The 24,919-nt window shown below is 38.3% G+C and carries 26 protein-coding genes, 1 other RNA gene and 1 pseudogene; 25 read left to right on the top strand and 3 right to left on the bottom strand.

Going from position 1 to position 24,919, the window contains the following annotated elements:
- Positions 1-46: 46 nt before the first annotated feature.
- Both HMPREF0819_RS05990 and perR read left to right on the top strand, forming a co-directional pair.
- Positions 47-469, top strand: coding sequence for a CoA-binding protein (locus HMPREF0819_RS05990; RefSeq protein WP_044023380.1), 423 nt, complete (start codon positions 47-49; stop codon positions 467-469).
- Positions 470-687: 218 nt separating this feature from the next.
- On the top strand, positions 688-1,185 hold the full coding sequence (gene perR / locus HMPREF0819_RS05985; RefSeq protein WP_004233409.1) for a peroxide-responsive transcriptional repressor PerR: 498 nt from the start codon (positions 688-690) through the stop codon (positions 1,183-1,185).
- A 68-nt stretch (positions 1,186-1,253) separates the two neighbouring features.
- On the opposite strand, the gene HMPREF0819_RS05980 is transcribed toward perR, so the two are convergent.
- Positions 1,254-2,006, bottom strand: coding sequence for a DUF975 family protein (locus tag HMPREF0819_RS05980; protein WP_044023379.1), 753 nt, complete (start codon positions 2,004-2,006; stop codon positions 1,254-1,256).
- A 264-nt stretch (positions 2,007-2,270) separates the two neighbouring features.
- Here HMPREF0819_RS05980 and tgt point away from each other — a divergent pair, with 264 nt between their 5' ends.
- From tgt to HMPREF0819_RS05915, 15 genes are all read left to right on the top strand, one after another.
- Complete coding sequence (tgt, locus tag HMPREF0819_RS05975) at positions 2,271-3,413, top strand: tRNA guanosine(34) transglycosylase Tgt (RefSeq protein WP_004233405.1); 1,143 nt, start codon at positions 2,271-2,273, stop codon at positions 3,411-3,413.
- A 138-nt stretch (positions 3,414-3,551) separates the two neighbouring features.
- On the top strand, positions 3,552-3,857 hold the full coding sequence (locus HMPREF0819_RS08765; protein ID WP_004233402.1) for a CHY zinc finger protein: 306 nt from the start codon (positions 3,552-3,554) through the stop codon (positions 3,855-3,857).
- Positions 3,858-3,860: 3 nt separating this feature from the next.
- Entirely contained in the window at positions 3,861-4,403 is a 543-nt protein-coding gene (locus HMPREF0819_RS05970) for a biotin transporter BioY (RefSeq protein WP_004233400.1), read from the top strand.
- Between the two features lie 75 nt (positions 4,404-4,478).
- Positions 4,479-5,255 carry an MBL fold metallo-hydrolase gene (locus HMPREF0819_RS05965; protein ID WP_004233397.1) on the top strand — a complete coding sequence of 259 codons (777 nt, stop codon included), beginning with the start codon at positions 4,479-4,481 and terminating at the stop codon, positions 5,253-5,255.
- A complete protein-coding gene (gene tadA, locus HMPREF0819_RS05960) occupies positions 5,255-5,761 on the top strand; it encodes a tRNA adenosine(34) deaminase TadA (protein ID WP_004233394.1) in 507 nt (168 codons plus the stop codon). Before HMPREF0819_RS05965 ends, tadA begins: the two co-directional genes overlap by 1 nt.
- A 31-nt stretch (positions 5,762-5,792) precedes the next feature.
- Positions 5,793-5,878: signal recognition particle sRNA small type (ffs, locus tag HMPREF0819_RS08550), an RNA gene on the top strand.
- 324 nt (positions 5,879-6,202) lie between these two features.
- Complete coding sequence (locus HMPREF0819_RS05955; protein WP_004233386.1) at positions 6,203-7,552, top strand: glucose-6-phosphate isomerase; 1,350 nt, start codon at positions 6,203-6,205, stop codon at positions 7,550-7,552.
- A gap of 144 nt (positions 7,553-7,696) precedes the next feature.
- Positions 7,697-8,191: a hypothetical protein gene (locus HMPREF0819_RS05950; protein WP_004233384.1), complete on the top strand. Its 495-nt coding sequence runs from the start codon at positions 7,697-7,699 to the stop codon at positions 8,189-8,191.
- 14 nt (positions 8,192-8,205) lie between these two features.
- Complete coding sequence (locus HMPREF0819_RS05945) at positions 8,206-8,664, top strand: hypothetical protein (protein ID WP_004233383.1); 459 nt, start codon at positions 8,206-8,208, stop codon at positions 8,662-8,664.
- Positions 8,665-8,703: 39 nt separating this feature from the next.
- Positions 8,704-9,096: a hypothetical protein gene (locus HMPREF0819_RS05940; protein WP_004233381.1), complete on the top strand. Its 393-nt coding sequence runs from the start codon at positions 8,704-8,706 to the stop codon at positions 9,094-9,096.
- 31 nt (positions 9,097-9,127) lie between these two features.
- On the top strand, positions 9,128-10,081 hold the full coding sequence (locus HMPREF0819_RS05935) for a hypothetical protein (RefSeq protein ID WP_004233378.1): 954 nt from the start codon (positions 9,128-9,130) through the stop codon (positions 10,079-10,081).
- Between the two features lie 279 nt (positions 10,082-10,360).
- Positions 10,361-11,059, top strand: coding sequence for a 2,3,4,5-tetrahydropyridine-2,6-dicarboxylate N-acetyltransferase (gene dapD / locus HMPREF0819_RS05930; protein ID WP_004233376.1), 699 nt, complete (start codon positions 10,361-10,363; stop codon positions 11,057-11,059).
- Positions 11,060-11,116: 57 nt separating this feature from the next.
- Complete coding sequence (locus tag HMPREF0819_RS05925) at positions 11,117-12,250, top strand: N-acetyldiaminopimelate deacetylase (RefSeq protein WP_004233372.1); 1,134 nt, start codon at positions 11,117-11,119, stop codon at positions 12,248-12,250.
- A gap of 280 nt (positions 12,251-12,530) precedes the next feature.
- Positions 12,531-13,058, top strand: a complete 528-nt coding sequence (locus HMPREF0819_RS05920; RefSeq protein ID WP_004233371.1) for a 5-formyltetrahydrofolate cyclo-ligase — start codon at positions 12,531-12,533, stop codon at positions 13,056-13,058.
- A complete protein-coding gene (locus HMPREF0819_RS05915; protein ID WP_004233369.1) occupies positions 13,055-13,726 on the top strand; it encodes a rhomboid family intramembrane serine protease in 672 nt (223 codons plus the stop codon). Before HMPREF0819_RS05920 ends, HMPREF0819_RS05915 begins: the two co-directional genes overlap by 4 nt.
- Before the next feature lie 49 nt (positions 13,727-13,775).
- On the opposite strand, the gene galU is transcribed toward HMPREF0819_RS05915, so the two are convergent.
- Both galU and HMPREF0819_RS05905 read right to left on the bottom strand, forming a co-directional pair.
- Complete coding sequence (galU, locus tag HMPREF0819_RS05910) at positions 13,776-14,690, bottom strand: UTP--glucose-1-phosphate uridylyltransferase GalU (RefSeq protein WP_044023430.1); 915 nt, start codon at positions 14,688-14,690, stop codon at positions 13,776-13,778.
- A 65-nt stretch (positions 14,691-14,755) separates the two neighbouring features.
- On the bottom strand, positions 14,756-15,772 hold the full coding sequence (locus HMPREF0819_RS05905) for an NAD(P)H-dependent glycerol-3-phosphate dehydrogenase (RefSeq protein WP_004233362.1): 1,017 nt from the start codon (positions 15,770-15,772) through the stop codon (positions 14,756-14,758).
- Positions 15,773-15,972: 200 nt separating this feature from the next.
- Here HMPREF0819_RS05905 and HMPREF0819_RS05900 point away from each other — a divergent pair, with 200 nt between their 5' ends.
- The 8 genes and pseudogenes from HMPREF0819_RS05900 (at position 15,973) to HMPREF0819_RS05865 (ending at position 24,590) form a co-directional block, all read left to right on the top strand.
- A complete protein-coding gene (locus HMPREF0819_RS05900; RefSeq protein WP_044023378.1) occupies positions 15,973-16,740 on the top strand; it encodes an epoxyqueuosine reductase QueH in 768 nt (255 codons plus the stop codon).
- Positions 16,741-16,766: 26 nt separating this feature from the next.
- Entirely contained in the window at positions 16,767-17,213 is a 447-nt protein-coding gene (locus tag HMPREF0819_RS05895) for a dUTP diphosphatase (RefSeq protein WP_004233358.1), read from the top strand.
- 35 nt (positions 17,214-17,248) lie between these two features.
- Positions 17,249-18,610 (top strand): DNA repair protein RadA, encoded by a 1,362-nt coding sequence (gene radA / locus HMPREF0819_RS05890; RefSeq protein WP_044023377.1) that lies wholly within the window; start codon positions 17,249-17,251, stop codon positions 18,608-18,610.
- Between the two features lie 115 nt (positions 18,611-18,725).
- The gene (locus HMPREF0819_RS05885) at positions 18,726-19,223 is read left to right on the top strand and encodes a beta-class carbonic anhydrase (RefSeq protein ID WP_004233355.1); all 498 of its coding nucleotides are present in this window, start codon (positions 18,726-18,728) and stop codon (positions 19,221-19,223) included.
- A 28-nt stretch (positions 19,224-19,251) separates the two neighbouring features.
- Positions 19,252-20,177 (top strand): annotated as a pseudogene (locus HMPREF0819_RS05880) (aldo/keto reductase).
- 178 nt (positions 20,178-20,355) lie between these two features.
- Complete coding sequence (gene gltX / locus HMPREF0819_RS05875) at positions 20,356-21,813, top strand: glutamate--tRNA ligase (RefSeq protein ID WP_004233353.1); 1,458 nt, start codon at positions 20,356-20,358, stop codon at positions 21,811-21,813.
- A 202-nt stretch (positions 21,814-22,015) separates the two neighbouring features.
- Positions 22,016-23,182 carry a CynX/NimT family MFS transporter gene (locus tag HMPREF0819_RS05870; protein WP_004233350.1) on the top strand — a complete coding sequence of 389 codons (1,167 nt, stop codon included), beginning with the start codon at positions 22,016-22,018 and terminating at the stop codon, positions 23,180-23,182.
- 217 nt (positions 23,183-23,399) lie between these two features.
- Positions 23,400-24,590 carry an argininosuccinate synthase gene (locus tag HMPREF0819_RS05865; protein WP_004233348.1) on the top strand — a complete coding sequence of 397 codons (1,191 nt, stop codon included), beginning with the start codon at positions 23,400-23,402 and terminating at the stop codon, positions 24,588-24,590.
- Positions 24,591-24,919 lie beyond the last annotated feature (329 nt).

Here is a 24,919-nt window from a genome sequence, read left to right as displayed (position 1 = left end):
CTTATGTGATATACTTAAGAAAAAATCGTTCTTAGGAGGCAGCCAGATGACAATATTTCAAAATCCTAGCCAAGATGTGATTGCTGATTATTTAAAAAGTGCCAAAAACATTGCTGTTGTGGGACTTTCCAAGCGTGAAAATAGTCCAGCTTACGGTGTTTCTAAGGTGATGCAAGAAGCAGGTTATACGATTATCCCAGTTAACCCACGTTTAGCGGGTGAGAAGGTACTTGGTGAGACAGCCTATGCTAGACTCCAAGACATTCCCGTTCACGTTGATATCGTTGATGTTTTTAGACGAAGTGAGTTTCTCCCAGATGTTGCCAAAGATTTTATCGAAACGGATGCTGATGTTTTTTGGGCTCAGCTAGGTCTAGAAAGCCAAGAAGCGGCTGACATCTTACAAGCCGCAGGACGTGACAAAATTGTCATGAACAAGTGTATCAAGATTGAATATCAAAATTTGTAAATAACATTGAAAATGAGAAGATTCTTTCAAAATGGATATTCTCATTTTTGTTGTCATGAAAATACTGAAATTGTGGCTTTCCCTGTTAAAAAAGTGAAGATTTGCTATGAAAACTTGAAATCGTCTGATTTTTATAATAAAATGAATGAGCGTGTCAAGGCATGCAAAAATTAAACTATGTTATAATGATTTTAAATAAATAGAACAGGAGAGCCATAATGGACATTCATACCCATCACCGTCCTTTGGATGCCTATGAAAATGTCATTGAGCATCTCAGGAAAAAGCACATTCGTATTACGGAGACTCGTAAAGCCATTATTGCTTATATCATAAATAGTCATGAGCACCCAAGTGCTGAAAAGATATATAAAGACTTGTTGCCAAAACATCCAAATATGAGTTTAGCGACGGTTTACAACAACATGAAAGTCCTTGTTGAAGAAGGGTTTGTTGCTGAGTTGAAAGTGACTAACGACACAACAACTTACTATGACTTTATGGGACATCAGCATATCAACATCGTTTGTAAATGTTGTGGTGATATTGCAGACTTTATGGATGTGGACGCTATTGACATCGGTAAAGAAGCTTATGAACAAACTGGTTATATGATTACCAAGGTTCAGTTGACTGCTTACGGTATTTGCCCAAATTGCCAAGAAAAGCTCAGAGCAGCTGGTGAATCATTCATGGCTTATCATGAAGAAAAATAAAAAGAAGGTGTCTTAACATCTTCTTTTTTGTACACAAAAAGCCCCAGCTAAGCTGGGGTTTATTTCATTTATTCAGTTTTAGCAATTAAATCTTCGTAGAAGAAGAGTTCTGCTGTAGTTGTATATGGTAATGTGTAGAAGTAAAGCAATCCACAAGTTAGTGCAGTTAAAATGTACCAACCGATGAAACTAAATTGTAGACAGAATAGGCGCCATTTGTTGCCATGCATTAATTCTGTACTCTTGTTGATAACACTACGTGGACCTTCATAAGTGCCATTTTGAACAGCGTCATAAAGGACGTATGTTGTCATGCTATATGAGTATTGTTTGATGATTGAAAGAGCAAAACCTGCAACCATAAGAACAAATCCAATGATAGTGACAAAGGTGCCACCGTTAGAATTATTTGAAGTAGTTGCTGTAACTCCTACAACAAAGATGATAGAACCTACAATACCGATTAAAGACCATAGGAATAGGAACACCCATTTGACAATAGCAGTTACTACATATTTTCCAAATATTTCATTTGAGAAAACTAGCATGTTATCTCCTACTTCAACATGGTCGCGTTTGTGGCGAATAACATCAAGCACGGCGTAACTTGCTGAAGCAAGGAATAATGCTGATAGAATTGAAACAATACCTGGAACAGATACAGTAGCATTAACTGTAGTACCATTAATACGATATGTTTCTGTATAGCTAATTGAAATTGTTAAAATAGCTAAAATGATAGAAACAAGAAACAATTGGTACTTACCAGAGAGGGTTTTCAAAAATTCTCTAGCTTTTTGACGAGTTTCTGAAGCTTTCATAATATGAACCTCCTTAAAAAATTCCGTAAAATGTATTACTTCCACGCTTTCATTATATCACGTTGTATTAGATAAGTCACACGATAAGAGGTAAACATGACAAAAAATGTGATTTTTGGTAAAATCGTAAGGGTTGCGCTATTTAAGCAATGCATTGTAAAAATCTGGAAGTTTTTTCAGATTTTCTCAGTCTGATTACTGTTTAATCATGACGATAATAAAAAATGCCCACAACTGTTTTTTGTGATAGCAAGGAGAAAAAAGATGACAGATTATCCGATTAAATATCGTTTAATTAAGAAAGAAAAACACACAGGTGCTCGTCTGGGTGAAATTATCACACCACACGGCACATTTCCAACACCAATGTTCATGCCTGTTGGAACACAAGCCACAGTTAAGACACAATCACCAGAAGAACTCAAAGAAATGGGTTCAGGTATCATTTTGTCAAACACTTACCACTTATGGTTGCGTCCTGGTGATGAATTAATCGCTCGTGCTGGTGGTCTTCACAAATTCATGAATTGGGACCAAGCTATTTTGACAGATAGTGGTGGTTTCCAAGTGTATTCATTGGCTGAGACACGTAATATTACCGAAGAAGGGGTTACCTTTAAAAACCACCTCAATGGTCAAAAAATGTTCTTGTCACCAGAAAAAGCTATCTCAATCCAAAATAACTTGGGTTCAGATATCATGATGAGTTTTGACGAATGCCCACAATTCTATCAGCCATACGATTACGTTAAAAAATCAATTGAACGTACAAGCCGCTGGGCTGAACGTGGTTTGAAAGCACACCGTCGTCCGCATGACCAAGGACTTTTTGGTATCGTTCAAGGTGCTGGTTTCAAAGACCTTCGTCGTCAGTCAGCTAATGATTTGGTAAGTATGGACTTCCCAGGATACTCAATCGGTGGTCTTGCTGTTGGTGAATCACACAAAGAAATGAACGCGGTACTTGATTTCACAGTGCCAATGTTGCCAGAAAATAAACCTCGTTACCTTATGGGGGTTGGTGCACCGGATAGCTTGATTGATGGTGTTATCCGTGGTGTTGATATGTTTGACTGCGTCCTTCCAACACGTATTGCTCGTAACGGAACATGTATGACTAGTGAAGGTCGTTTGGTTGTTAAAAATGCTGCTTACGCTGAAGACTTTACACCACTTGATCACGATTGTGATTGCTACACTTGCCGTAATTACACACGTGCTTACATTCGTCACTTGCTTAAAGCTGATGAAACATTTGGTCTTCGTTTGACAAGTTACCACAATCTTTACTTCCTTGTAAACTTGATGAAAAAAGTTCGTCAGGCAATCATGGATGACAATCTTTTGGAATTCCGTGAAGATTTCTTCGAACGTTATGGTTACAACTGTAGCGACCGTAATTTCTAATAACTACAGAGTCTAGAACAGTTTTGTTCTAGGCTTTTTTAGTTTTAGTGATCTTAGTTTTTAAAAAGTGTTAACCCAATCTCGAAAATAAGTTGACTAAAAATTAATGAAGTAGTAAACTTTGTTAAAAGGTTGGTGATGATTATGATTTATGGAATTGGACTTGATAGTGAGGGAAGATGCCTGCATTATCATACAAAGTGTGATGTCGTTGCCCTAAAATGCAATAAATGTAAGGAATATTTTGCTTGCTATCAGTGTCACAATCAGTTGCAAAATCACCCTTTTGAACCAGTGTCAAAAGAAGATGTAGCGCCCGTCATTTGTGGGAGCTGTCGTCATTTTTTTAGTTTTGTTGAGTATAAAAAGGGAGCTTGTCCATATTGTCGCCATGCCTTTAATCCGAAGTGCCAGGTGCACGAGACCATTTATTTTAAGGAGTAGTTTATGAAAAACGTGAGAGATTTGCTCTACATTGCGATGATGTCAACGATTTTAGTGATTTTGGGATTCATTCCTGCTATACCTTTGGGCTTTATTCCAGTTCCGATTGTGTTGCAAAATTTGGGAGTCATGCTGGCTGGAATTTTATTGGGTTGGAAAAAGGGAACCTTGTCGATTCTTCTATTTTATCTTTTAGGGATGTTCATTCCAGCATTTTCAGGTAGCACTTTGTTTGCTGTTTTTGCTGGACCAACGCTTGGCTATGTCGTTGCTTGGTTGTTTGTGCCGATGGTAGTTTCAGGAATTTTAGCCATTTTTAAAAAGACAAGCTTTGTGGCAAATCTTATTGCCATTTTACTTGGCAGCATGATTTTTGTGGATGTTGTTGGTGCGGTTTATTTGTCAGTTTACACACATACACCGTTAGTAGCTTCACTTTTATCAAATCTAGCTTTTATTCCAGGAGATACGATTAAATCAGTTGTCGCAGCAACGATTGCCTATAAATTCAAAGATAAATTAATCCCGTCTCAAGTAGCGTGTTAAGTGATTTACCTTTTTGAAAAAAGATTTCATTTTTTGTTATAATGTGAGTAAGTAATACTAGAGAAGGAGACTACTATGAAACTCACAACACTTGGTTGCTGGGGCGCATACCCTTACAAAGACGGCGGAACAACTTCATATCTTGTTACAAGTGAAGATGGTTTTCAATTGCTTATGGATTGTGGAAGCCGCGCTGTCACAGAACTTGAAAAAGAAATCAGTCCACTGGATTTGGATGCGGTGATTATTTCACACTATCATCCTGATCATATTGCGGATCTTGGCGTGCTCCGCCATTATTTCCAACTTTATCCAAAACACCTTTGGACACCGAAAGTTTTGCCGATTTATGGGCATAAAGAAGACGAAGTTGAATTTGCTAAGTTGACTTTGCCTGGGGTGTCTGAAGGTAGAGTTTATGATGTCAATGGTGTTGAACACATTGGTCCATTTGATATTACATTTATCAAAACTGTTCACCCAGTGCCTTGCTACGCTTTTCGTATCGTAGAACGTGCTACTGGTCAAACCCTTGTCTTTACTGGTGATACAGGTTATTTTGATGGCTTGGAAAAATTCGCCGCAGGTGCTGACCTCTTCTTGGCAGATGTTTACCTTTATGCAGGAAATGAAAATCACCCAGCGCATTTGACAACCAAAGAAGCAGGGCAAATTGCCAAAGCTGCAGGTGTGAAATCACTTGTTTTGACACATACACCACCAGTTCCACCACAAGGTATCTCTCCTGAAAACCACCTTCAAGTGCTCAAAGAAGAAGCACAAGGTTTTGCTGCAGATGTTCCTGTTGATTTGGCAGAGCCTCACAAATCATGGCAAATCGGGGAGCTCTAATGGCTGAATTTACACAGGAAGAAAAAGAGTTTTTCATGCGAGAAGCACTCAAGGAAGCGCAAAAATCGCTAGAAAAAGAAGAAATTCCAATTGGCTGTGTTATTGTCAAAGATGGTGAGATTATTGGACGTGGGCACAATGCGCGTGAAGAGCAGCAGAAGGCTATTTTACATGCTGAAATCATGGCAATCAACGAAGCCAATGAAAACGAAGGTAACTGGCGTTTACTAGACAGCATGCTTTTTGTGACTATCGAGCCATGTGTGATGTGCAGCGGAGCGATTGGGCTTGCCCGAATTCCACAAGTGATTTACGGAGCAGCCAATCAGAAATTCGGCGGTGCTGGAAGTCTTTACGACATTTTGACAGATATTCGTCTTAATCATCGTGTGGAAGTTGAGACGGGTATTCTCGAGGCTGAATGTGCAGGTATCATGCAAGATTTTTTCCGTAAAAATCGTGAAAAGAAAAAAGCAGTTAAACGTGCTGCTAAAGAACATTGCTGATTTGCATAATTCAATTTTTATGATATAATATTCTTCGGAGCAACATCTGCGCGTGAAGTGGGTCAGGGGAGGAATCCAGCAGCCCTAAGCGATTGTAGGTGTGTGCTCTTTTTGTATATAAAACTAAAGCCCTTTGAAATCAATCATTTCAGAGGGTTATTTTTTTATTTAAGAGACTAAAAGGGGCGAATAGGGGCAGGAATTAAAATATTTTAATCGTGTTTAATCGTTTAGATAAATCAAGTGTCATCTGTGTTGTGACGTGGCTATAACTGTAAAAATCGGTGAAATTTTCATCACAAAATGGTTGTTTCATGAAAGTATTCAGTAACTTGGTAAACGCTTTATTTAATTGAGATAATTTAGTAAAAATCATTGAAAAATCATGCATAAAAGAGTAATATAGAAGAGAAATTTAATTTTTTTTGAGGAGTATTTGTAATGACACATATTAAATTTGATTATTCAAAATTGTTGGGTCAATTCGTCGAACAAGAAGAAATCGACTTCATGCAAACACAAGTCAACGTTGCTGACGAATATTTGCGTAAAGGTACTGGTCCTGGTTCTGATTTCCTTGGTTGGGTAGACCTTCCAGAAAACTACGACAAAGAAGAATTTGCTCGTATCCAAAAAGCTGCTGCTAAAATCCAATCAGACAGTGAAGTTCTTGTTGTTATCGGTATCGGTGGTTCATACCTTGGAGCACGTGCTGCTATCGATTTCTTGAGCAACCACTTCTATAACCTTCAAGCATCTGCAGATCGTAAAGGTCCTCAAATCCTTTACGCTGGTAACTCAATTTCTTCAACTTACCTTGCAGACCTTGTTGAATATGTTAAAGATAAAGAGTTCTCTGTTAACATCATTTCTAAATCAGGTACTACAACTGAACCAGCTATCGCTTTCCGTGTCTTCAAAGAACTTCTAGTTGAAAAATACGGTCAAGAAGAAGCTAACAAACGTATCTACGCTACAACAGATAAAGCTAAAGGTGCTGTTAAGGTTGAAGCGGTTGCTAACGATTGGGAAACATTTGTTGTTCCAGATAACGTTGGTGGACGTTTCTCAGTATTGACTGCTGTAGGTCTTCTTCCAATCGCTGCTGCTGGTATCGATATCGAAGCTCTTATGAACGGTGCTAACGCTGCTCGTAAAGAATTGACTTCTGCTGAAATCTCAGAAAATATCGCTTACCAATACGCTGCAGTTCGTAACGTACTTTACCGTAAAGGTTACATCACTGAAATCTTGGCTAACTACGAACCATCACTTCAATACTTCGGCGAATGGTGGAAACAATTAGCTGGTGAATCAGAAGGTAAACACCAAAAAGGTATCTATCCAACATCTGCTAACTTCTCAACAGACCTTCACTCACTTGGACAATTCATCCAAGAAGGTTACCGTAACATCTTCGAAACAGTTGTTCGTGTTGATAAACCACGTAAAAACGTTGTTATCCCTGAATTGTCAGAAGATCTTGATGGTCTTGGATACCTTCAAGGTAAAGACGTTGACTTCGTAAACAAAAAAGCAACTGACGGTGTTCTTCTTGCTCACACTGACGGTGGTGTTCCTAACATGTTCTTGACACTTCCTCAACAAGATGAATTCACTCTTGGTTACACAATCTACTTCTTCGAATTGGCTATCGGTCTTTCAGGTTACCTTAATGCTGTTAACCCATTCAACCAACCAGGTGTAGAAGCATACAAGAAAAACATGTTTGCTCTTCTTGGTAAACCAGGATTTGAAGACTTGTCAGCTGAATTGAACGCACGTCTTTAATTCATCATTAACATAGATAAAAAAGCTTCCGTAAGGGAGCTTTTTTGCGTGAAAAATTTCCTTAAAAAATTCTCTGAAACCGATTGACAAAATTATATATATAATGGTTGTGGAAAATTTTAAGGAAAATGGAGATATGAAAATATGAGAAATAAACTAGCATTAATTGCTATAACTGCACTGTCTGTTTCATTTCTTTCTGCTTGTTCTTCTAAGGAAGATACCACTTCAACAAGTAGCACTACTGAATCAACTAATTTAGTTTCTTCAACTGAAACTGTGGCTAGTTCATCAAGCTCAACAGAAGCAGTTAATAGTGATTTTAATCCAACAGATACGTCTGATTCAACAATCGAAAGTATTGTAACCTATAATGACTATTTGAAAATGTATGAAGCTATCGTAAATGAATACATTTCGAATTATGAAGCAGTCGTCTCACAATATGGTTTAGGAGATGCCGAATCTTATCAATCAATGAGAGATTCTGTAACTTCTAGTGTAGAAACACAAAAAGAAGTGTATGGTTCTTTAGGAAATGCTAGAATTACTGGAAAAGACAGTATAGTAGAGTATTTAAAGGACTATCGTGACAGTCTAAAATCATATACAGATCAAATGGCAATAGCCTTACAATAAGAATGGTGAACTAAATGAATAATAATGTTGGTAAAGCTTTACTTGGTTGTTCTGGAATTTTAGCGATTGTTATCATTTTTTCAGGACTTCTCAAACTATTATTTGGAGATTTTGCAATGATGTTTAGTCTCATGTTTCTGATGCTTATGGTAGCTGTTTTAGCACAAATTATCGATGGACTTACCAAAGCAGGAAAATGGGTTGGTTTAGGTGCTATTTTAGGTAATGTATTTAACAATAAGATTAATGCTGATGCTGCAATAAAGTCTGGAAAAACATTTAAAAAGAAAAAAATAGAGACTAAAAATTCCATTGTGAATAATGTTGTTGATTTTGTTTCCCCAACAATGGAAGATGATAAAACTACTAAAAGTGTAGAGGATTCAAGCTTTATTGGTGAGGAAGATTATCAAGAATTTCAAGAATTCTTAAAATGGAAAAAATTACAAGAAACCAAGAATAATAATGATTAATATTTTATGGTGTAATTTATAACTTAAAGGAGTACGATTATGACAACAAAAAAATTAGCTTTAATTAACGGGATTGTAGGACTTGTCGGAGGAATTTTTCTGCTAATAGCGGTCTTTATTATCACAGCAAGCGCATTAAATGATGTTGCAACTACACTTGATACTGCTTACAATGGTGGTTCAGCAATTTCAATCACTTCAACGACACTAGCTAGCACTTTAGCTTTATTTGTTAAAATTGCTATTTTAGTTCTTGGAATTGTAGGTTCTGTATATTATAAAGATGACGACCGTATTGGTTCAGCACCTAATGTATTGCTGATTGTTGGAGGAGCTTTGGCAATTATCCCATTTTTAGGCTGGGTTGGTGGAATTTTAGCTATTATTGGTGGTTCACTATACCTTGCTAGTTTGAAAAAGTTTCAAGAGTAATTGTAAGAATTTAGAACGTTGGAAATAAAATATGGAAAAGAAAAATAATGAACATAAAGTTGTTGCGATAATTGCGGTTGTTGTAGGAGGAATAGCGCTTTTAACTTCTTGGATGCCATTTATCAATAATGGTTCAGCTGCTTTAGCTTTAGTAGCTCTTGTTCTAGGCGTTATATCAGTAATAATTAATAGAAAAAATAAAAAGGTTTTATCACTAGTTTCCATTATTGTTGCAATATTAGCATTTATCATTGTTTTGATAACTCAATCTGCCTATGGTGCAGCGATTGATTCTGCTATGAATAATTCAACAAGTGTAGATAAAACAGGAAATACAGTTACTTCTAAAACTAAATCAAGCAAGGAAGCAAGTTTCTTAGAAGAAATTAATAAATTGGCAGATTCTTCGGTTTCTACTGATGAGTTATATATAACTGGAAAAATTACTGTTGGGGAATCTGGTGATATTAAGCCTGGAATCTATGATTTAGAGATTACTGGTGGCAATGGCAATATCGTGGGTGATAGAAGTAAGATGTATTCTGGACTATATATCAACTGGATTGGTGCTTCGACAGACAGTGGGGATACAACTTCTCCGTCAGTAATCAGAGTTATATTATTTGAAGGTGACACTTTAGACTTTTCAAATATTTCTAAAATCAAACTTACAGCAGTTGAGAATGTTTCACAATCAAATGAAATTGGCATTGGCAATTATGTTGTCGGTAGAGATATTCCATCTGGGACATATACTTTAAGCACAAACATGACGATGGATACTGAATTTGAAAACTTGGGTTGGGATATAGGAATTTATAATGAGGAATCTGATGATGAACGAAGTCAATCTCTAAGTCCAGGTAATATGGACGTTGCTGTTAAACTATCTGAAGGAGAAATTATCACAACCTCTTTTTATAATACAGATGATACAGTACCAGCAGATTCAGCAAAATTGATTTTCACTCCAGTAAGTAACTGAGTTTGTTTGAAAGACTTCCTGAAGGAGGTCTTTTTTGCGTGAAAAAATTATTCGAGGTGAATAAATAACCAAATTTCTTTCCAAATTTTCTGAATATTTGTTATAATAGTAAATTATATAATAAAATTTGAATTAGAAGGATTTGAGTGTTTAGCAAGGGGAGTTTTGAATAACTGTATCTGAGCTAAAAGGGAAAACTGGTTAGTAGTAGATGTTCTGCTTTACTTTTTTCGATTGAAAGGCTCTGTGAGCCGCTTCAACGCTCTGGGTATCTTAAATATGACTGCACAAAAAATGACTGCTCAAGAAATTATCGCATTTATCGGAAATGCGGAGAAAAAAACAAATGTTAAAGTGACATTTGAAGGTGAATTAGCAGCAGCTGTTCCAGAAAGTGTCATTAAGCTTGGTAATGTGCTTTTTGGTGATTGGAAAGACATTGAGCCACTTTTGGCAAACTTGACTGAAAATAAAGATTACGTTGTTGAACAAGATGGTCGCAATTCAGCTGTGCCATTGCTTGATAAACGCCATATTAACGCTCGTATCGAACCGGGGGCTATCATTCGTGACCAAGTGACAATAGAAGACAATGCGGTTGTTATGATGGGAGCTGTGATTAATATCGGTGCTGAAATCGGTGCAGGAACAATGATTGATATGGGTGCTGTTCTTGGTGGTCGTGCCATTGTTGGTAAAAATAGCCATATCGGTGCAGGTGCCGTTCTTGCAGGTGTAATTGAACCAGCTTCAGCTGATCCAGTTCGTATCGGAGACAACGTTCTTGTCGGTGCTAATGCGGTCGTTATCGAAGGGGTTCAAGTCGGTAATGGTTCTGTTGTTGCTGCGGGAGCTATTGTTACCAAAGATGTCCCTGAAAATGTTGTTGTAGCAGGTGTTCCAGCGCGTGTCATTAAAGAAATTGATGCCAAAACACAACAAAAAACAGCACTCGAAGACGCTTTGCGCAATTTGTAATAAGAGATTCAAAGGCTTGGGAGTTTTCTCAAGCTTTTCACAAATAAAGGAAAACATATGACTTTAGATTTAATTAAAATTCGTCGTGATTTACATCAGATTCCAGAAATTGGTTTGGAAGAATTTAAAACGCAAGCTTACCTTTTAGAGCGTATCGCAGAAATCACAGCGGGAAAAGACTTTGTGGAACAACGAACTTGGCGAACTGGGATTTTAGTCTTTTTAAAAGGTTCTGCTCCTCAAAAAACAATTGGTTGGCGTACAGATATAGATGCTCTGCCAGTGGTTGAAGAGACTGGTCTTTCATTTGCAAGTCAACATGAAGGGCGTATGCATGCTTGTGGACATGATATGCACATGACCGTTGCACTTGGTTTGTTAGATGAATTGGTGCAAACACAACCAAAGAACAATCTACTCTTTCTTTTTCAACCAGCTGAGGAAAATGAGGCTGGTGGCATGCTCATGTATCAAGAAAATGCATTTGGCGATTGGAAACCAGATGAATTTTACGGGTTACATGTGCGACCTGATTTTAAGGTTGGGGATATCGCGACAAATACCTCGACTCTTTTTGCAGGCACTTGCGAGGTGTTGATAACTTTCAAAGGAAAAGGTGGTCATGCGGCTTTTCCACATGAAGCAAACGATGCCTTGGTTGCTGCAGCTTATTTTGTCACGCAGATTCAGACAATTGTCAGTCGAAATGTCGACCCGATTCAAGGTGGCGTCGTCACTTTTGGGTCATTTCATTCGGGGACAACGAATAATGTCATTGCAGAAACAGCGCAGCTGCACGGTACTGTTCGTACTTTGACGCAAGACATGAGCCTTTTAATTCAAAAACGTGTAACTGAGATTGCTAAAGGAGTAGCAGCAAGTTTTGGAATGGAAGTAGAGGTCAATTTGAAACAGGGTGGTTATCTCCCTGTGGAAAATAATCCTGAATTGGCGCGTGAGGCTATGGATTTCTTTAGAAATCGCGAAGCTGTACATCTGATTGACTGCTTACCAGCTATGACTGGAGAAGATTTTGGGTATTTGTTAAATAAAATTCCAGGAGTGATGTTCTGGTTAGGCGTTGAAACACCTTACGCTCTTCACCATCCTAAGATGAGTCCAAATGAAGCAGCCCTTTCGTTTGCGGTTAGTGAAATCTCAGCTTTCTTGAAAGAAAAAGTAAGTCAGTAAAAAGGTAGCAAGTTTTTAGCCTTGCTCCCTTTCTTGTATTTGAAAAATAAAAAAAGCCGCTATTGAGAGCTAGCGGCTTAAAAAGGGAAGGACATGATTTTTCAATCATGTCCAGGAGATTTATGAAAAGGGAATAACTCCAAAAGAGCCAATTCCCAGCGGTTTGGGAGAACCGCTATTTAGGATAGATATAGTATATCTAAGAAACCTTAAAGAAACCTCAAAGTAAATTTTAAGGTTTTTGCTGAGTAAAATATCGGTTTTGTGTTATCATAAAAGCATGGAAAAAGCAGCCTTACGAAAGAACATTCTTGCCAATTTGAAAGGACAAGATAAACGTGAAAAAGCCTTGGTAGATAAGACTTTATTAGATGATTTTATACAGACAAAAGCTTACAAAGAGGCAAAGATAATTGCGACCTATTTGGCTTTTGATTTTGAATATGACACCCAACTGTTGATTAATCAAGCAGAAAAAGACGGCAAAAAAATTCTTATTCCTAAAACGTATCCTAAAGGAAAAATGATTTTTTGTGCTTATGACCCCGAACATCTGGTTAAAACCAAGTTTGGTTTATGGGAGCCTAATTGTGGAAAACCTGTGGATAAATCTGAAATAGATTTGATTCATGTGCCAGGTGTGGGGTTTAATCATGATGGTTACCGTATTGGATATGGCGGTGGTTTTTACGATAGATATTTAAAAGATTATAAAGGAAATACGATTAGTACGATTTATGATTTTCAAAAGGCTGATTTTCAGCCGGATAGTCATGACATAGCTGTTAAGGAGGTATTGAGTCGATGAAAAAAGTTATCAAGGAAAGTCCTGTGACACTTTTTTTGCTGGTACTGACGACACTTGTCTTTGTAGCCATGCAATTGATTTATTTTGGCAATGCAACATCTACCCAAGCGATTTTTAATTCTGGTGGTATGTATGGCTCCTATGTCATGTACGACCATAGTCAATTATGGCGTTTGGTGACACCGATTTTTGTGCACATTGGATGGGAACATTTTTTCTTTAATATGTTGACGCTTTATTTTGTCGGACAATTGGCAGAGCAAATTTGGGGACATCATAAGTTTTTAGCTTTGTATGTTTTATCAGGGATTGTTGGGAATATCTTTACGCTTTCCTTTACGCCAAACGTGATTGCTGCGGGGGCTTCAACATCGCTTTTCGGTGTTTTTGCGGCGATTATGGTTGCTGGGTATTTTGGAAGAAATCCTTATTTGAAAGAGCTAGGTCGCAATTATCAAGTGCTTATTTTGATTAACTTGCTGTTTAATTTATTCACACCAAGTGTCGGGATTGCAGGGCACATTGGTGGACTTGTTGGTGGTGTTTTGTGTGCCATCTTTTTACCAACTCTTGTGGAAAAACATATGTTTAAACCATGGCAACGTTGGCTAGCGTTGGCAACATATGTTGTGCTGAGTATGCTTTTGATTATGATTTCATTGCATTAAAAAATTCCCCTAGATATTATCTAGAGGAATTTTTTTAATTTATAGTATATTATTTAGAATCTTTTTTGTCTGATTGACCTTCTAATTTTTTACCTAAATCGATAAGATATTGTTTCATGTTATCTTTGATTTGGGGGTGTTGAAGGGCATAGTCAATTGATGTTTTCATGAAGCCGAATTTATCACCGACATCATAACGGTCACCGTTAAATTGACGTGCAAAGACGCGTTGAGTTTTGTTTAATGCATCGATAGCGTCTGTCAATTGAATTTCATTACCAGCTCCAGGTTCTTGAGTTTCAAGAATGCTGAAGATTTCTGGAGTAAGAAGGTAGCGACCGATGATAGCAAGATTACTAGGTGCATCTTCAGGTGCTGGTTTTTCAACAAATGTTTCAACACTGTAAAGACCGTCTTTTCCTTCGCCTTGAGGTGCGATAACACCGTATGATGAAACTTCTTCGTGTGGCACAGGCATAACAGCAATTGTTGATGCATGCGTGTTTTCGTAGTCGTTAATCAATTGTTTTGTAAGTGGTACAGCTTTATCGTTGTTGATATCCATAAGGTCATCACCCAGCATAATGACGAATGGTTCGTTGCCTACAAAAGCTTTAGCTTGAAGGACAGCATCACCAAGTCCACGAGGGTGACTTTGACGGATGAAGTGAAGATTGATAGCTGTTGTATCGTTAACGAGTTTAAGAAGGTCTGTTTTTCCTTTATGGTCCAAATTGTATTCTAGTTCGAAGTTTGAGTCAAAATGATCTTCGATAGAACGTTTAGATTTACCAGTAACAACCAAGATATCTTCAATACCTGATTTCAAGGCTTCTTCAACGATAAATTGGATGGTTGGTTTATCAACAATTGGAAGCATCTCTTTAGCGAGTGCTTTTGTAGCTGGCAAGAAACGAGTTCCAAGACCAGCTGCGGGAATAACGGCTTTTCTAACTTTTCTCATATTCATACGAGAACTCCTTTTCATAAATAAACTATGCTAAATTAAATTATACTACAATTCTAATTTTAGTGCCACTCGTTTTCAGAGCGGAAATCATTTGACATCATGCCAAGAATGCTATCACGAACATCAGCACCTTCGTAGATAACTTTGTAGATAGCAGTTGTGATTGGCATGTAGACATCCAATTCTTTAGCTAATTCATAAGCAACTTTAGTTGTTGAAATGCCTTCGATAACCATTCCCATATTTTTCTCGATGTCTTCGAGTTTTTCACCACGACCAAGAGCATCACCAGCTCGCCAGTTACGAGAGTGAACTGATGTTCCTGTTACGATAAGGTCTCCGACACCAGAAAGTCCGCTGTAAGTGAGTGGGTTGGCTCCCAATTTAACCCCGAGACGTGTGATTTCAGCAAGTCCACGTGTGATAACGGCTGCTTTAGCATTGTCACCGAAACCAAGACCGTGAAGTGCACCGGCACCAACAGCAATGATATTCTTAAGAGCACCAGCTGTTTCTACACCGATAACATCAGTATTAGTGTAGAGACGGAAGTAGTTGTTACTAAATAGTTTTTGAACGTATTTAGCAGCTTCATGATTTTTAGAAGCAGCAGTGATCAAAGTGATATCACGAACGATTGTTTCTTCAGCGTGACTTGGTCCAGAAACAACAACGATATCTGAACGCAATTCGGCAGGAATTTCTTCCTCAAGAATAGTTGAAAGGCGTTCGTGTGTTCCAGGTTCAAGACCTTTAGAAGCGTGCATGATAACTGCTTTGTGATCAAGTGTTTCAGCAACTTGTTTTGCAACCAAACGTGTAACTTTTGTTGGAACAACAAACAAGATAGCATCAACGTCTGTAAGAGCTTTTTTTAAATCAAGTGTCGCTTTGATATCTTCAGAGATTGTGATGTCTTTGAAGTAGCGAGTGTTAGTATGTTTCGTATTTAATTCTTCGATTTGTTCTGGGATATTTCCCCATAGACAAACTTCATGTCCATTGTCGTTTAATACTTGTGCAAGAGCGGTTCCCCAAGAACCAGGCCCTAAGACAGCAACTTTTTGTCTTGTCATTTTTACTCCTCTCTTAAACGAGCAAGATTACAATCTCCATTATATCATAAGACGTCTATGTTTGTCTTTGTTTATAAAAAACAGGTGATAATTGTCATTTTTTTGCTCTATTTTAATTAGAAATCTTTGCCATTTTTTTGAAAAATAACTTATGGTATAATGGGGTGACCTCATCAGTACTGGAAAGGAAGACTATTTTTGTGATTGATTTAGAAGAGATTCTATCTAAGATGAATCCCAATCAAAAAATCAACTATGACCGAGTCATGCAACAAATGGCTAAACGTTGGGCGCAAGAAGAAGTAAGACCAAAAATTCTTGTCCACGTTTGCTGTGCACCGTGCTCTACATATACTTTGGAATATTTGACGCAGTATGCTGACTTGACAGTTTATTTTGCCAATTCAAATATTCATCCAAAAGACGAGTACCTTCGTCGTGCTTATGTGGTGCAAAAATTCATCTCGGATTTTAATGAAAAAACAGGAAATAATGTTGACTTCATTGAGGCACCTTATGACCCATCAGAATATTTTCAAAAGGTTCACGGTCTAGAAGACGAACCTGAAGGTGGCGAACGTTGTACGGTTTGTTTTGATTATCGTTTGGATAAAGCGGCAAAAATGGCGGTTGAGCTTGGATATGATTACTTTGCCAGTGCTTTGACAATTAGCCCGCACAAAAATTCCCAAGTCATCAACAGCGTGGGAATCGAAGTCCAAAAAGTTTATGCGACTAAGTATTTGCCAAGTGATTTCAAGAAAAATAATGGCTACCGCCGTTCAGTTGAAATGTGTGAGGAGTATGACATCTATCGTCAATGCTACTGTGGCTGTGTCTTTGCAGCAAAAATTCAAGGCGTTGATTTGAATCAAATCAAAAAAGAAGCTAAGGAATTCATGGTAGGAAAAGACGGTGAAAAAGAATTTCCACACATCCGCTTTACATTTGACGGCAAAGAAATTTAATACGAATAAATAGTTAAGGAGACAAAATGAGTAAAATTAGAGGGTTTGAATTGGTTTCACAATTCACAGATGAAGCATTGCTACCAAAACGTGAAACAGCACATGCGGCTGGTTATGATTTGAAAGCTGCGGAAACGACAGAAATCGCACCTGGCGAAATCAAATTGGTGCCAACTGGGGTTAAAGCTTACATGCAAGCTGGCGAAGTGCTTTATCTTTTTGACCGCTCATCAAACCCACGTAAAAAAGGGTTGGTTTTGATTAATTCTGTTGGCGTCATTGATGGTGATTACTATGGCAATCCAGCCAATGAAGGTCATATCTTTGCGCAAATGAAAAATATCACAGATGAAACTGTTGTGATTAAAGCTGGCGAACGCATTGTTCAAGGTGTTTTCATGCCTTTCTTGGTTGCTGATGGTGACGAAGCAGATGGCGTTCGTACTGGTGGCTTTGGTTCAACAGGAAAATAAGGTTTAGGGTAAAAATATAAAGGAGGTAATGAGCTATCGCTAAGAAGAAAACAACGTTTATTTGTCAGGAGTGCGGCTATCATTCTCCTAAATATCTAGGACGTTGTCCAAACTGTTCGTCTTGGACATCTTTTGTTGAAGAAGTCGAAGTACAAGAGGTTAAAAATGCGCGTGTCAGTTTGACAGGTGAAAAGAGCAAACCAACTAAGTTGAAGGACGTTAGCTCGATTAATTATTCACGCACAAAGACTGGCATGGATGAATTTAACCGCGTGCTTGGTGGCGGTGTGGTGCCAGGCAGTTTGGTGCTTATCGGTGGTGACCCAGGTATCGGAAAATCAACCTTGCTTTTGCAAGTATCAATTCAGCTGGCAGAGAAAGGAACGGTTCTTTACGTTTCTGGGGAAGAATCAGCTGAGCAGATTAAACTACGTAGTGAACGTCTTGGCAACATTGATAATGAATTTTACCTTTATGCTGAGACAAATATGCAAGCTATCCGTGCGCAGATTGAGCAAATCCAGCCTGATTTCTTAATTATTGACTCGATTCAAACGATTATGAGTCCTGATATTTCAGGAGTCCAAGGTTCGGTATCTCAAGTGCGCGAAGTGACGGCAGAGCTCATGCAGTTAGCTAAGACTAATAACATCGCAACCTTTATCGTTGGTCACGTGACTAAGGAAGGACAGCTTGCTGGTCCGCGTATGCTTGAGCATATGGTGGATACGGTGCTTTATTTTGAGGGTGAACGCCATCATACCTTCCGTATCTTGCGTGCAGTGAAAAACCGTTTTGGTTCAACTAACGAAATCGGCATTTTTGAAATGCAATCTGGTGGGCTGGTTGAAGTGCTTAATCCGAGCCAAGTTTTCTTGGAAGAACGCTTGGATGGCGCGACTGGTTCAGCTATCGTGGTAACCATGGAAGGTAGTCGTCCGATTTTGGCGGAGGTTCAAGCTTTGGTGACACCGACTGTTTTTGGAAATGCCAAACGCACAACGACTGGGCTTGATTTCAATCGCGTTAGTCTGATTATGGCGGTACTTGAAAAACGTTGTGGGCTTTTATTGCAAAATCAAGATGCTTATCTCAAATCTGCTGGTGGTGTCAAACTTGATGAGCCAGCGATTGACTTGGCAGTAGCGGTAGCTATTGCGTCAAGCTACAAAGAAAAGCCGACAAATCCACAAGAAGCTTTTATCGGCGAAATTGGTTTGACAGGTGAAATTCGTCGCGTCACTCGTATTGAACAACGTATCAATGAAGCAGCTAAGCTTGGCTTTACAAAAGTTTACGCACCGAAAAATTCTTTAGTTGGTATTGATATGCCATCATCTATTGAAGTTGTTGGTGTGACAACTGTTGGAGAAGTTCTTAAGAAAGTTTTTAAATAGAAATGCAGAGGAGGTTACTCCTCTTTTTTGTGCCAAGTCGTTTTAAGTGATAAGTTGTTCTAAAAATGATAAGATGATAAAAACGCTCTCATAGATACATGTTAGGAGGACTTTTATGTCTTATTTTGAAAAATTTTTAAAGACCAATCAAGCTTATGCAGATTTACATGGTACGGCGCATTTGCCACAAAAACCAAAAACTCATGTTGCCATTGTGACTTGTATGGACTCACGTCTGCACGTTGCGCATGCGCTTGGTTTGGCGCTTGGTGATGCCCATATTTTGCGGAACGCAGGTGGGCGCGTGACAGATGATACCATTCGTTCGTTGGTCATTTCAGAGCAGCAACTTGGTACACGCGAAATTGTCGTTTTGCACCATACAGATTGCGGCATGCAAGGACTCAGCAATGAAGATTTTGCCAAACAGCTTGAGCGTGATTTAGGTGTTGATGTTCATGGAAAAGACTTCTTGCCGTTTTCTGATGTGGAAGAAAGTGTTCGTGAGGATGTTATGAAACTGCGCAATTCTCCTTTGATTCCTGATGATATTGAGATTTCAGGTGCTATTTATGATGTCGATACAGGTCGTATTAGTGAAGTCCTTGTTTAGACTGTAAATTTTTTAGAAGAGGAAAAAGATGAGATATATTAAATTTGGTGAACGTCAGGTGGAAATTTCAGAAGTTGTTTTGGGCTTGATGCGTATTTCAGAGATGACTGTCGATCAGGTTGAAGAATTGATTGAGTCAGCTTTAGCTGTTGGTATCAATGCTTTTGACATTGCGGATTGCTATGGGCACGGAGAATGTGAACGTATTTTGGGTGAAGTATTGAAGCGTCGTCCCGATTTGCGTGAAAAGATGTGGATTCAATCAAAATGTGGCATCCGAATGGAAGACTTTACTTATTTTGATTTTTCAAAAGAGCATATCCTAGAAGCTGTTGATGGGATTTTAGAACGTCTTGGCGTGGATTACATTGACTCGCTTTTATTGCATCGACCTGATGCCCTCATGGAACCAGAAGAAATCGCTGAAGCTTTTGATATTTTGAAAGCTCAAGGTAAAGTGATTGATTTTGGTGTCTCAAATCAAAATCCGATGATGATGGAGTTGATTAAAAAAGATGTCAAGCAACCTTTGGTAGCTAATCAATTGCAGTTGAGCGCAGCATTTACGCCAAGTTTTGATGCAGGATTTCATGTCAATATGAAGCAAGATGCAGGAATTGTCCGCGACAGCAGTATTTTTGAATATTGTCGCTTAAATGATGTAGTGATTCAAGCTTGGTCAGTGCTTCAGTTTGACTATTTTGGCGGTGTGTTCTTGGGTTCAGAAAAATACCCTGAATTGAATCGCGTTTTGGAACGCTTAGCAGAAAAATATCAAGTGACGCCGTCAGCGATTGCTATTGCTTGGTACTTCGCTACCCAGCGCAGATGCAAGCTGTCATCGGGACAACAAAATCTGAGCGAGTTGCCCAAGCAGCTAAAGCAGCAGACATTGTTCTAACACGAAAAGAATGGTACGAAATCTATTTAGCTGCAGGCAATGATTTGCCATAGGATGTTTGTGATGATAAACTGGCAAAGTGTGAAAGTGCTTTAAAAGTTTTACAGCCTTTAGACAGTGATAATTTATAGAAAGATATGTTAGAAATCAGCTGTTTTCAGCTGATTTTTTGTTTCAAGACTAAAGATTGTGCTATAATAGAAACGATTGAAATTTTAACAGGAGACAAAAATGCCTAAGAAAATTCGCGTGCGTTATGCACCAAGTCCAACAGGACTTTTACACATCGGAAATGCGCGTACTGCGCTCTTTAATTATCTTTACGCTCGTCACTACGGTGGTGATTTTGTTATCCGTATTGAAGATACTGACCGTAAACGTCATGTCGAAGACGGTGAACGTTCACAATTGGAAAACCTTAAATGGTTGGGAATGGATTGGGACGAAAGCCCACAAACTCACGAAAAATACCGCCAATCAGAACGTTTGGACATCTACCAAAAATACATCGACCAATTGTTGGCTGAAGGTAAAGCTTATAAATCATACGTTACTGAAGAAGAATTAGCTGCAGAACGTGAACGCCAAGAAGCTGCTGGTGAAACACCTCGTTACATCAACGAATTCCTTGGTATGTCTGAAGAAGAAAAAGCAGCTTACATCGCAGAGCGTCAAGCAAAAGGAATCATTCCTACAGTTCGTTTGGCTGTTAACGAATCAGGTATCTACAAATGGCATGATATCGTTAAAGGCGACATCGAATTTGAAGGTGGAAACGTCGGTGGTGACTGGGTTATCCAGAAAAAAGATGGTTACCCAACATACAACTTTGCCGTTGTTATCGATGACCACTTGATGGAAATCTCTCACGTTATCCGTGGTGATGACCACATCGCAAACACACCAAAACAATTGATGGTTTACGAAGCACTTGGTTGGGAAGCACCAGAATTTGGTCACATGACATTGATTATCAACTCTGAAACTGGTAAAAAATTGTCAAAACGTGATACAAACACTCTTCAATTCATCGAAGACTACCGTAAAAAAGGTTACATGCCAGAAGCAGTATTCAACTTCATCGCTCTTCTTGGTTGGAACCCTGGTGGTGAAGATGAAATCTTCTCACGTGAAGAATTAATCAAACTCTTTGATGAACACCGTTTGAGCAAATCTCCAGCTGCATTTGACCAAAAGAAAATGGACTGGATGAGCAACGAATACATCAAGAACGCAGATTTCGATACAATCTTTGCAATGGCTAAACCATTCTTGGAAGAAGCTGGTCGTTTAACTGACAAAGCTGAAAAATTGGTTGAACTTTACAAACCACAAATGAAATCTGTTGATGAAATCATTCCATTGACTGACTTGTTCTTTGAAGATTTCCCAGAATTGACAGATGCTGAAAAAGAATTTATGGCTGGTGAAACAGTTCCTACGGTTCTTGAAGCTTTCAAAGCTAAACTTGAAGCTATGAGTGATGAAAATTTCAAATCAGAAAACATCTTCCCACAAATCAAAGCTGTTCAAAAAGAAACTGGTATCAAAGGTAAAAATCTCTTCATGCCAATTCGTATCGCCGTTTCAGGTGAAATGCACGGTCCAGAACTTCCAGATACTATCTACCTTCTTGGTCGTGAAAAATCAATTGAACACATTGAAAACATGCTTAACAGCTTGAAATAATAGATAAAAAGCCTGAGTTTTTCTCAGGTTTTTTTGTTATTTTAAAAAATGTATTTTTATCTATATATTATATTGTGAATTTTTAGAAAGATTTTAATTGCTTGTGAAAAACGTTCTCTTTGATTTTTCCTATTCTAAAAAGCCTCAGTTCCTGCTATAATAGGCTTTAAAAAATTGTTATTTATAAGTTAAGAGGGGTTACATGAAAAAAGACCATTCAATCTTTTTTGTTCCAGGGATTATCCTAGTAGGTGCCGTAATGCGTATTCCTTTTACTACTATTCCAACTGTCCTAAGTGATGTGGCAGATGGTTTGGGTGTCTCTGTGAATTCATTAGGGATTTTAACTAGTATTCCATTGATTATGTTTGCGTTTTGCTCATCTTTGGCACCGCGTCTAGCAGACAAGTTTGGACTTGAAAAATTATTCACTATGGTTTTGGTTGCACTTTTCGCAGGGTCAATCATGCGTGTATTTAACCTTCCAAGTCTGTACATTGGTACGATGATTATCGGTATCAGCATTGCCATGATGAACGTTTTGTTCCCAAGTATCATTTTAGCAAACCAACCATGTCGTATTGGGTTGTTAACAACGGTTTATACAACAGCTATGGGGATTGCCTCATCAGTTGCCTCATCAGTCGCTGTGCCGATTGTTAAAATGACTTCTTGGAAAGGGCTAATCGTTATTCTTAGTCTCTTGATTTTGCTTGCGTTAGCTGTTTGGTTTCCAAATACTTTCCATAATCATATGACAGAAAAGGATGAACACACACACTCAGCATCTCTTTGGAAAAACAAAGCGGCAATTGCCCTTCTTATCTTTGGTGGTTTGCAATCACTTCTTTTCTACACAGGGATGACATGGTTGCCAACAATGGCTAGCCAAGCAGGCGTTTCAAGCGAAGCAGCGGGAATTTTAGCTTCAATTTACTCATTGATGAGCTTGCCATTCTCATTGACTATTCCAACATTGACAACTAGTCTTTCAAGTAAAAATCGTAAAATCATGCTTGCCATCGTATCAATTTGCGGTATTGCAGGTACTGGTATGCTCTTGTTCCAAACTAGCAGCTTTACTTACTGGTTGATTGTGAATATTCTTATTGGTATCGCAGTTAGCGCCCTTTTCCCATACATGCTTGTGGCTTTCTCAATGAAATCACATACACCAAGTCAAACAGCACAATTATCAGGTATGGTACAATCAGGTGGTTACTTGCTAGCAGCCTTCGGACCAACGCTCTTTGGTTATAGCTTTGACCTTTTTGGTTCATGGACAGTAGCAGCACTTTGCCTATTCGTTTGTACAATAGTAATGACAGCAGCACTGTTCTACACAGAACGATTTGAAAAAATTCTATAATTGAAATAATACATATCTCCCTAGCTCAGCTGGGGAGATTTTTTTGCATAAAATCATTGAACATTTGTATATATACTGTATATTTGTTATAAAACCATAAAAATCACAAGTTTTTTGAAAAAATATTCAAAAAAATTCTTGACAAAGATATTTGGTGTGCGTATAATTATACACATAAAGTTGATAAAAACACAAAATAAGAAAAGAGAGTATTCCTATGTCAAAAGAAAAAGTTATCCTTGCGTACTCAGGTGGTCTTGATACTTCAGTTGCTATTACTTGGCTTATGAAAGATTATGATGTCGTTGCGGTTTGTGTGGACGTCGGCGAAGGTAAAGACCTTGATTTTATTCATGATAAAGCTCTTAAAGTTGGTGCGGTTGAATCTTATGTTCTTGATGTTAAAGATGAATTCGCTGAAGAGTATGTTCTTCCAGCACTTCAAGCTCATGCTTACTACGAACAAAAATACCCATTGGTATCAGCGCTTAGCCGTCCAGTGATTTCTAAAAAATTGGTAGAAATCGCTCATAAAACTGGTGCGACAACAATCGCTCACGGTTGTACTGGTAAAGGTAACGACCAAGTTCGTTTCGAAGTAGCAATCGCTGCGCTTGACCCTGAATTGAAAGTTATTGCTCCAGTTCGTGAATGGAAATGGTCTCGTGAAGAAGAGATTGAATATGCTAAGGCAAATGGTGTTCCAGTTCCTGCTGACCTTGACAATCCATATTCAGTTGACCAAAACCTTTGGGGTCGTGCTAACGAATGTGGTGTCCTTGAAAATCCATGGAATCAAGCTCCAGAAGACGCTTTTGGTATCACAACTTCACCAGAAGAAGCTCCTAACACACCAGAATTTATCGATATCGAATTCAAAGAAGGTAAGCCAGTCGCTCTTAATGGCAAAGAAATGAAACTTGCTGTCCTTATCCAAGAAGTAAATGCTATCGCTGGCAAACACGGTATCGGTCGTATCGACCACGTTGAAAATCGTTTGGTTGGTATCAAATCACGTGAGATTTATGAGTGCCCAGGTGCGATTACTCTTTTGACAGCTCACAAAGAAATCGAAGATATCACACTTGTTCGTGAAGTATCTCATTTCAAACCAATTCTTGAAAATGAATTGTCAAATCTTATCTATAATGCTTTGTGGTTCAGCCCAGCAACAAAAGCTATTATTGCCTACATCAAAGAAACACAAAAAGTTGTTAATGGTACTGCAAAAGTCAAATTGTACAAAGGTTCAGCAAAAGTTGTTGCTCGTAAATCACCAAATTCACTTTACGACGAAAACTTGGCAACATACACATCAGCTGATAGCTTCGACCAAGATGCAGCTGTAGGCTTCATCAAACTTTGGGGACTACCAACTCAAGTTAACTCACAAGTTAACAACAAATAAATCATCTGATTAAGCAGTCGATTATGAAAAAGAAAAGAAAAACATGGGCGTGAACAAGTCACAGCCAAATAAACAATAAAAGTATAAAAAGAAAAGAAAATTTCAGATAAAAGGGGACAGGGAGCCCCATCTGAGACTCTTTTCTTATAACTTACCAAACACTCGTTAGTGTCAACAGAGAGTGGCATCGAGCTTAAATAATGATATCCTGTGAGATTTATTTAAGACATTCGCCCAGTGAGGCAACACATCATAAGTCCTTGGTAGCTCCTAGGACTTATTTGTTAATTGAAATAAGAAAAGAGAAAGGCTTTGAACGCCAGCTTTGG

The organism is Streptococcus equinus ATCC 9812 (assembly GCF_000187265.1).
Lineage (GTDB): Bacteria > Bacillota > Bacilli > Lactobacillales > Streptococcaceae > Streptococcus > Streptococcus equinus.
The sequence above is the reverse complement of the archived record's forward strand: the minus strand, read 5'-3'. Positions and strand labels throughout refer to the sequence as shown.

Bases quoted from the DNA above. Each gene is read 5' to 3' on its own strand.
- HMPREF0819_RS05990 (WP_044023380.1), top strand. From the start codon at position 47: ATGACAATATTTCAAAATCCTAGCCAAGATGTGATTGCTGATTATTTA.
- perR (WP_004233409.1), top strand. From the start codon at position 688: ATGGACATTCATACCCATCACCGTCCTTTGGATGCCTATGAAAATGTC.
- HMPREF0819_RS05980 (WP_044023379.1), bottom strand. From the start codon at position 2,006: ATGAAAGCTTCAGAAACTCGTCAAAAAGCTAGAGAATTTTTGAAAACC.
- tgt (WP_004233405.1), top strand. From the start codon at position 2,271: ATGACAGATTATCCGATTAAATATCGTTTAATTAAGAAAGAAAAACAC.
- HMPREF0819_RS08765 (WP_004233402.1), top strand. From the start codon at position 3,552: ATGATTATGATTTATGGAATTGGACTTGATAGTGAGGGAAGATGCCTG.
- HMPREF0819_RS05970 (WP_004233400.1), top strand. From the start codon at position 3,861: ATGAAAAACGTGAGAGATTTGCTCTACATTGCGATGATGTCAACGATT.
- HMPREF0819_RS05965 (WP_004233397.1), top strand. From the start codon at position 4,479: ATGAAACTCACAACACTTGGTTGCTGGGGCGCATACCCTTACAAAGAC.
- tadA (WP_004233394.1), top strand. From the start codon at position 5,255: ATGGCTGAATTTACACAGGAAGAAAAAGAGTTTTTCATGCGAGAAGCA.
- HMPREF0819_RS05955 (WP_004233386.1), top strand. From the start codon at position 6,203: ATGACACATATTAAATTTGATTATTCAAAATTGTTGGGTCAATTCGTC.
- HMPREF0819_RS05950 (WP_004233384.1), top strand. From the start codon at position 7,697: ATGAGAAATAAACTAGCATTAATTGCTATAACTGCACTGTCTGTTTCA.
- HMPREF0819_RS05945 (WP_004233383.1), top strand. From the start codon at position 8,206: ATGAATAATAATGTTGGTAAAGCTTTACTTGGTTGTTCTGGAATTTTA.
- HMPREF0819_RS05940 (WP_004233381.1), top strand. From the start codon at position 8,704: ATGACAACAAAAAAATTAGCTTTAATTAACGGGATTGTAGGACTTGTC.
- HMPREF0819_RS05935 (WP_004233378.1), top strand. From the start codon at position 9,128: ATGGAAAAGAAAAATAATGAACATAAAGTTGTTGCGATAATTGCGGTT.
- dapD (WP_004233376.1), top strand. From the start codon at position 10,361: ATGACTGCACAAAAAATGACTGCTCAAGAAATTATCGCATTTATCGGA.
- HMPREF0819_RS05925 (WP_004233372.1), top strand. From the start codon at position 11,117: ATGACTTTAGATTTAATTAAAATTCGTCGTGATTTACATCAGATTCCA.
- HMPREF0819_RS05920 (WP_004233371.1), top strand. From the start codon at position 12,531: ATGGAAAAAGCAGCCTTACGAAAGAACATTCTTGCCAATTTGAAAGGA.
- HMPREF0819_RS05915 (WP_004233369.1), top strand. From the start codon at position 13,055: ATGAAAAAAGTTATCAAGGAAAGTCCTGTGACACTTTTTTTGCTGGTA.
- galU (WP_044023430.1), bottom strand. From the start codon at position 14,690: ATGAGAAAAGTTAGAAAAGCCGTTATTCCCGCAGCTGGTCTTGGAACT.
- HMPREF0819_RS05905 (WP_004233362.1), bottom strand. From the start codon at position 15,772: ATGACAAGACAAAAAGTTGCTGTCTTAGGGCCTGGTTCTTGGGGAACC.
- HMPREF0819_RS05895 (WP_004233358.1), top strand. From the start codon at position 16,767: ATGAGTAAAATTAGAGGGTTTGAATTGGTTTCACAATTCACAGATGAA.
- HMPREF0819_RS05885 (WP_004233355.1), top strand. From the start codon at position 18,726: ATGTCTTATTTTGAAAAATTTTTAAAGACCAATCAAGCTTATGCAGAT.
- gltX (WP_004233353.1), top strand. From the start codon at position 20,356: ATGCCTAAGAAAATTCGCGTGCGTTATGCACCAAGTCCAACAGGACTT.
- HMPREF0819_RS05870 (WP_004233350.1), top strand. From the start codon at position 22,016: ATGAAAAAAGACCATTCAATCTTTTTTGTTCCAGGGATTATCCTAGTA.
- HMPREF0819_RS05865 (WP_004233348.1), top strand. From the start codon at position 23,400: ATGTCAAAAGAAAAAGTTATCCTTGCGTACTCAGGTGGTCTTGATACT.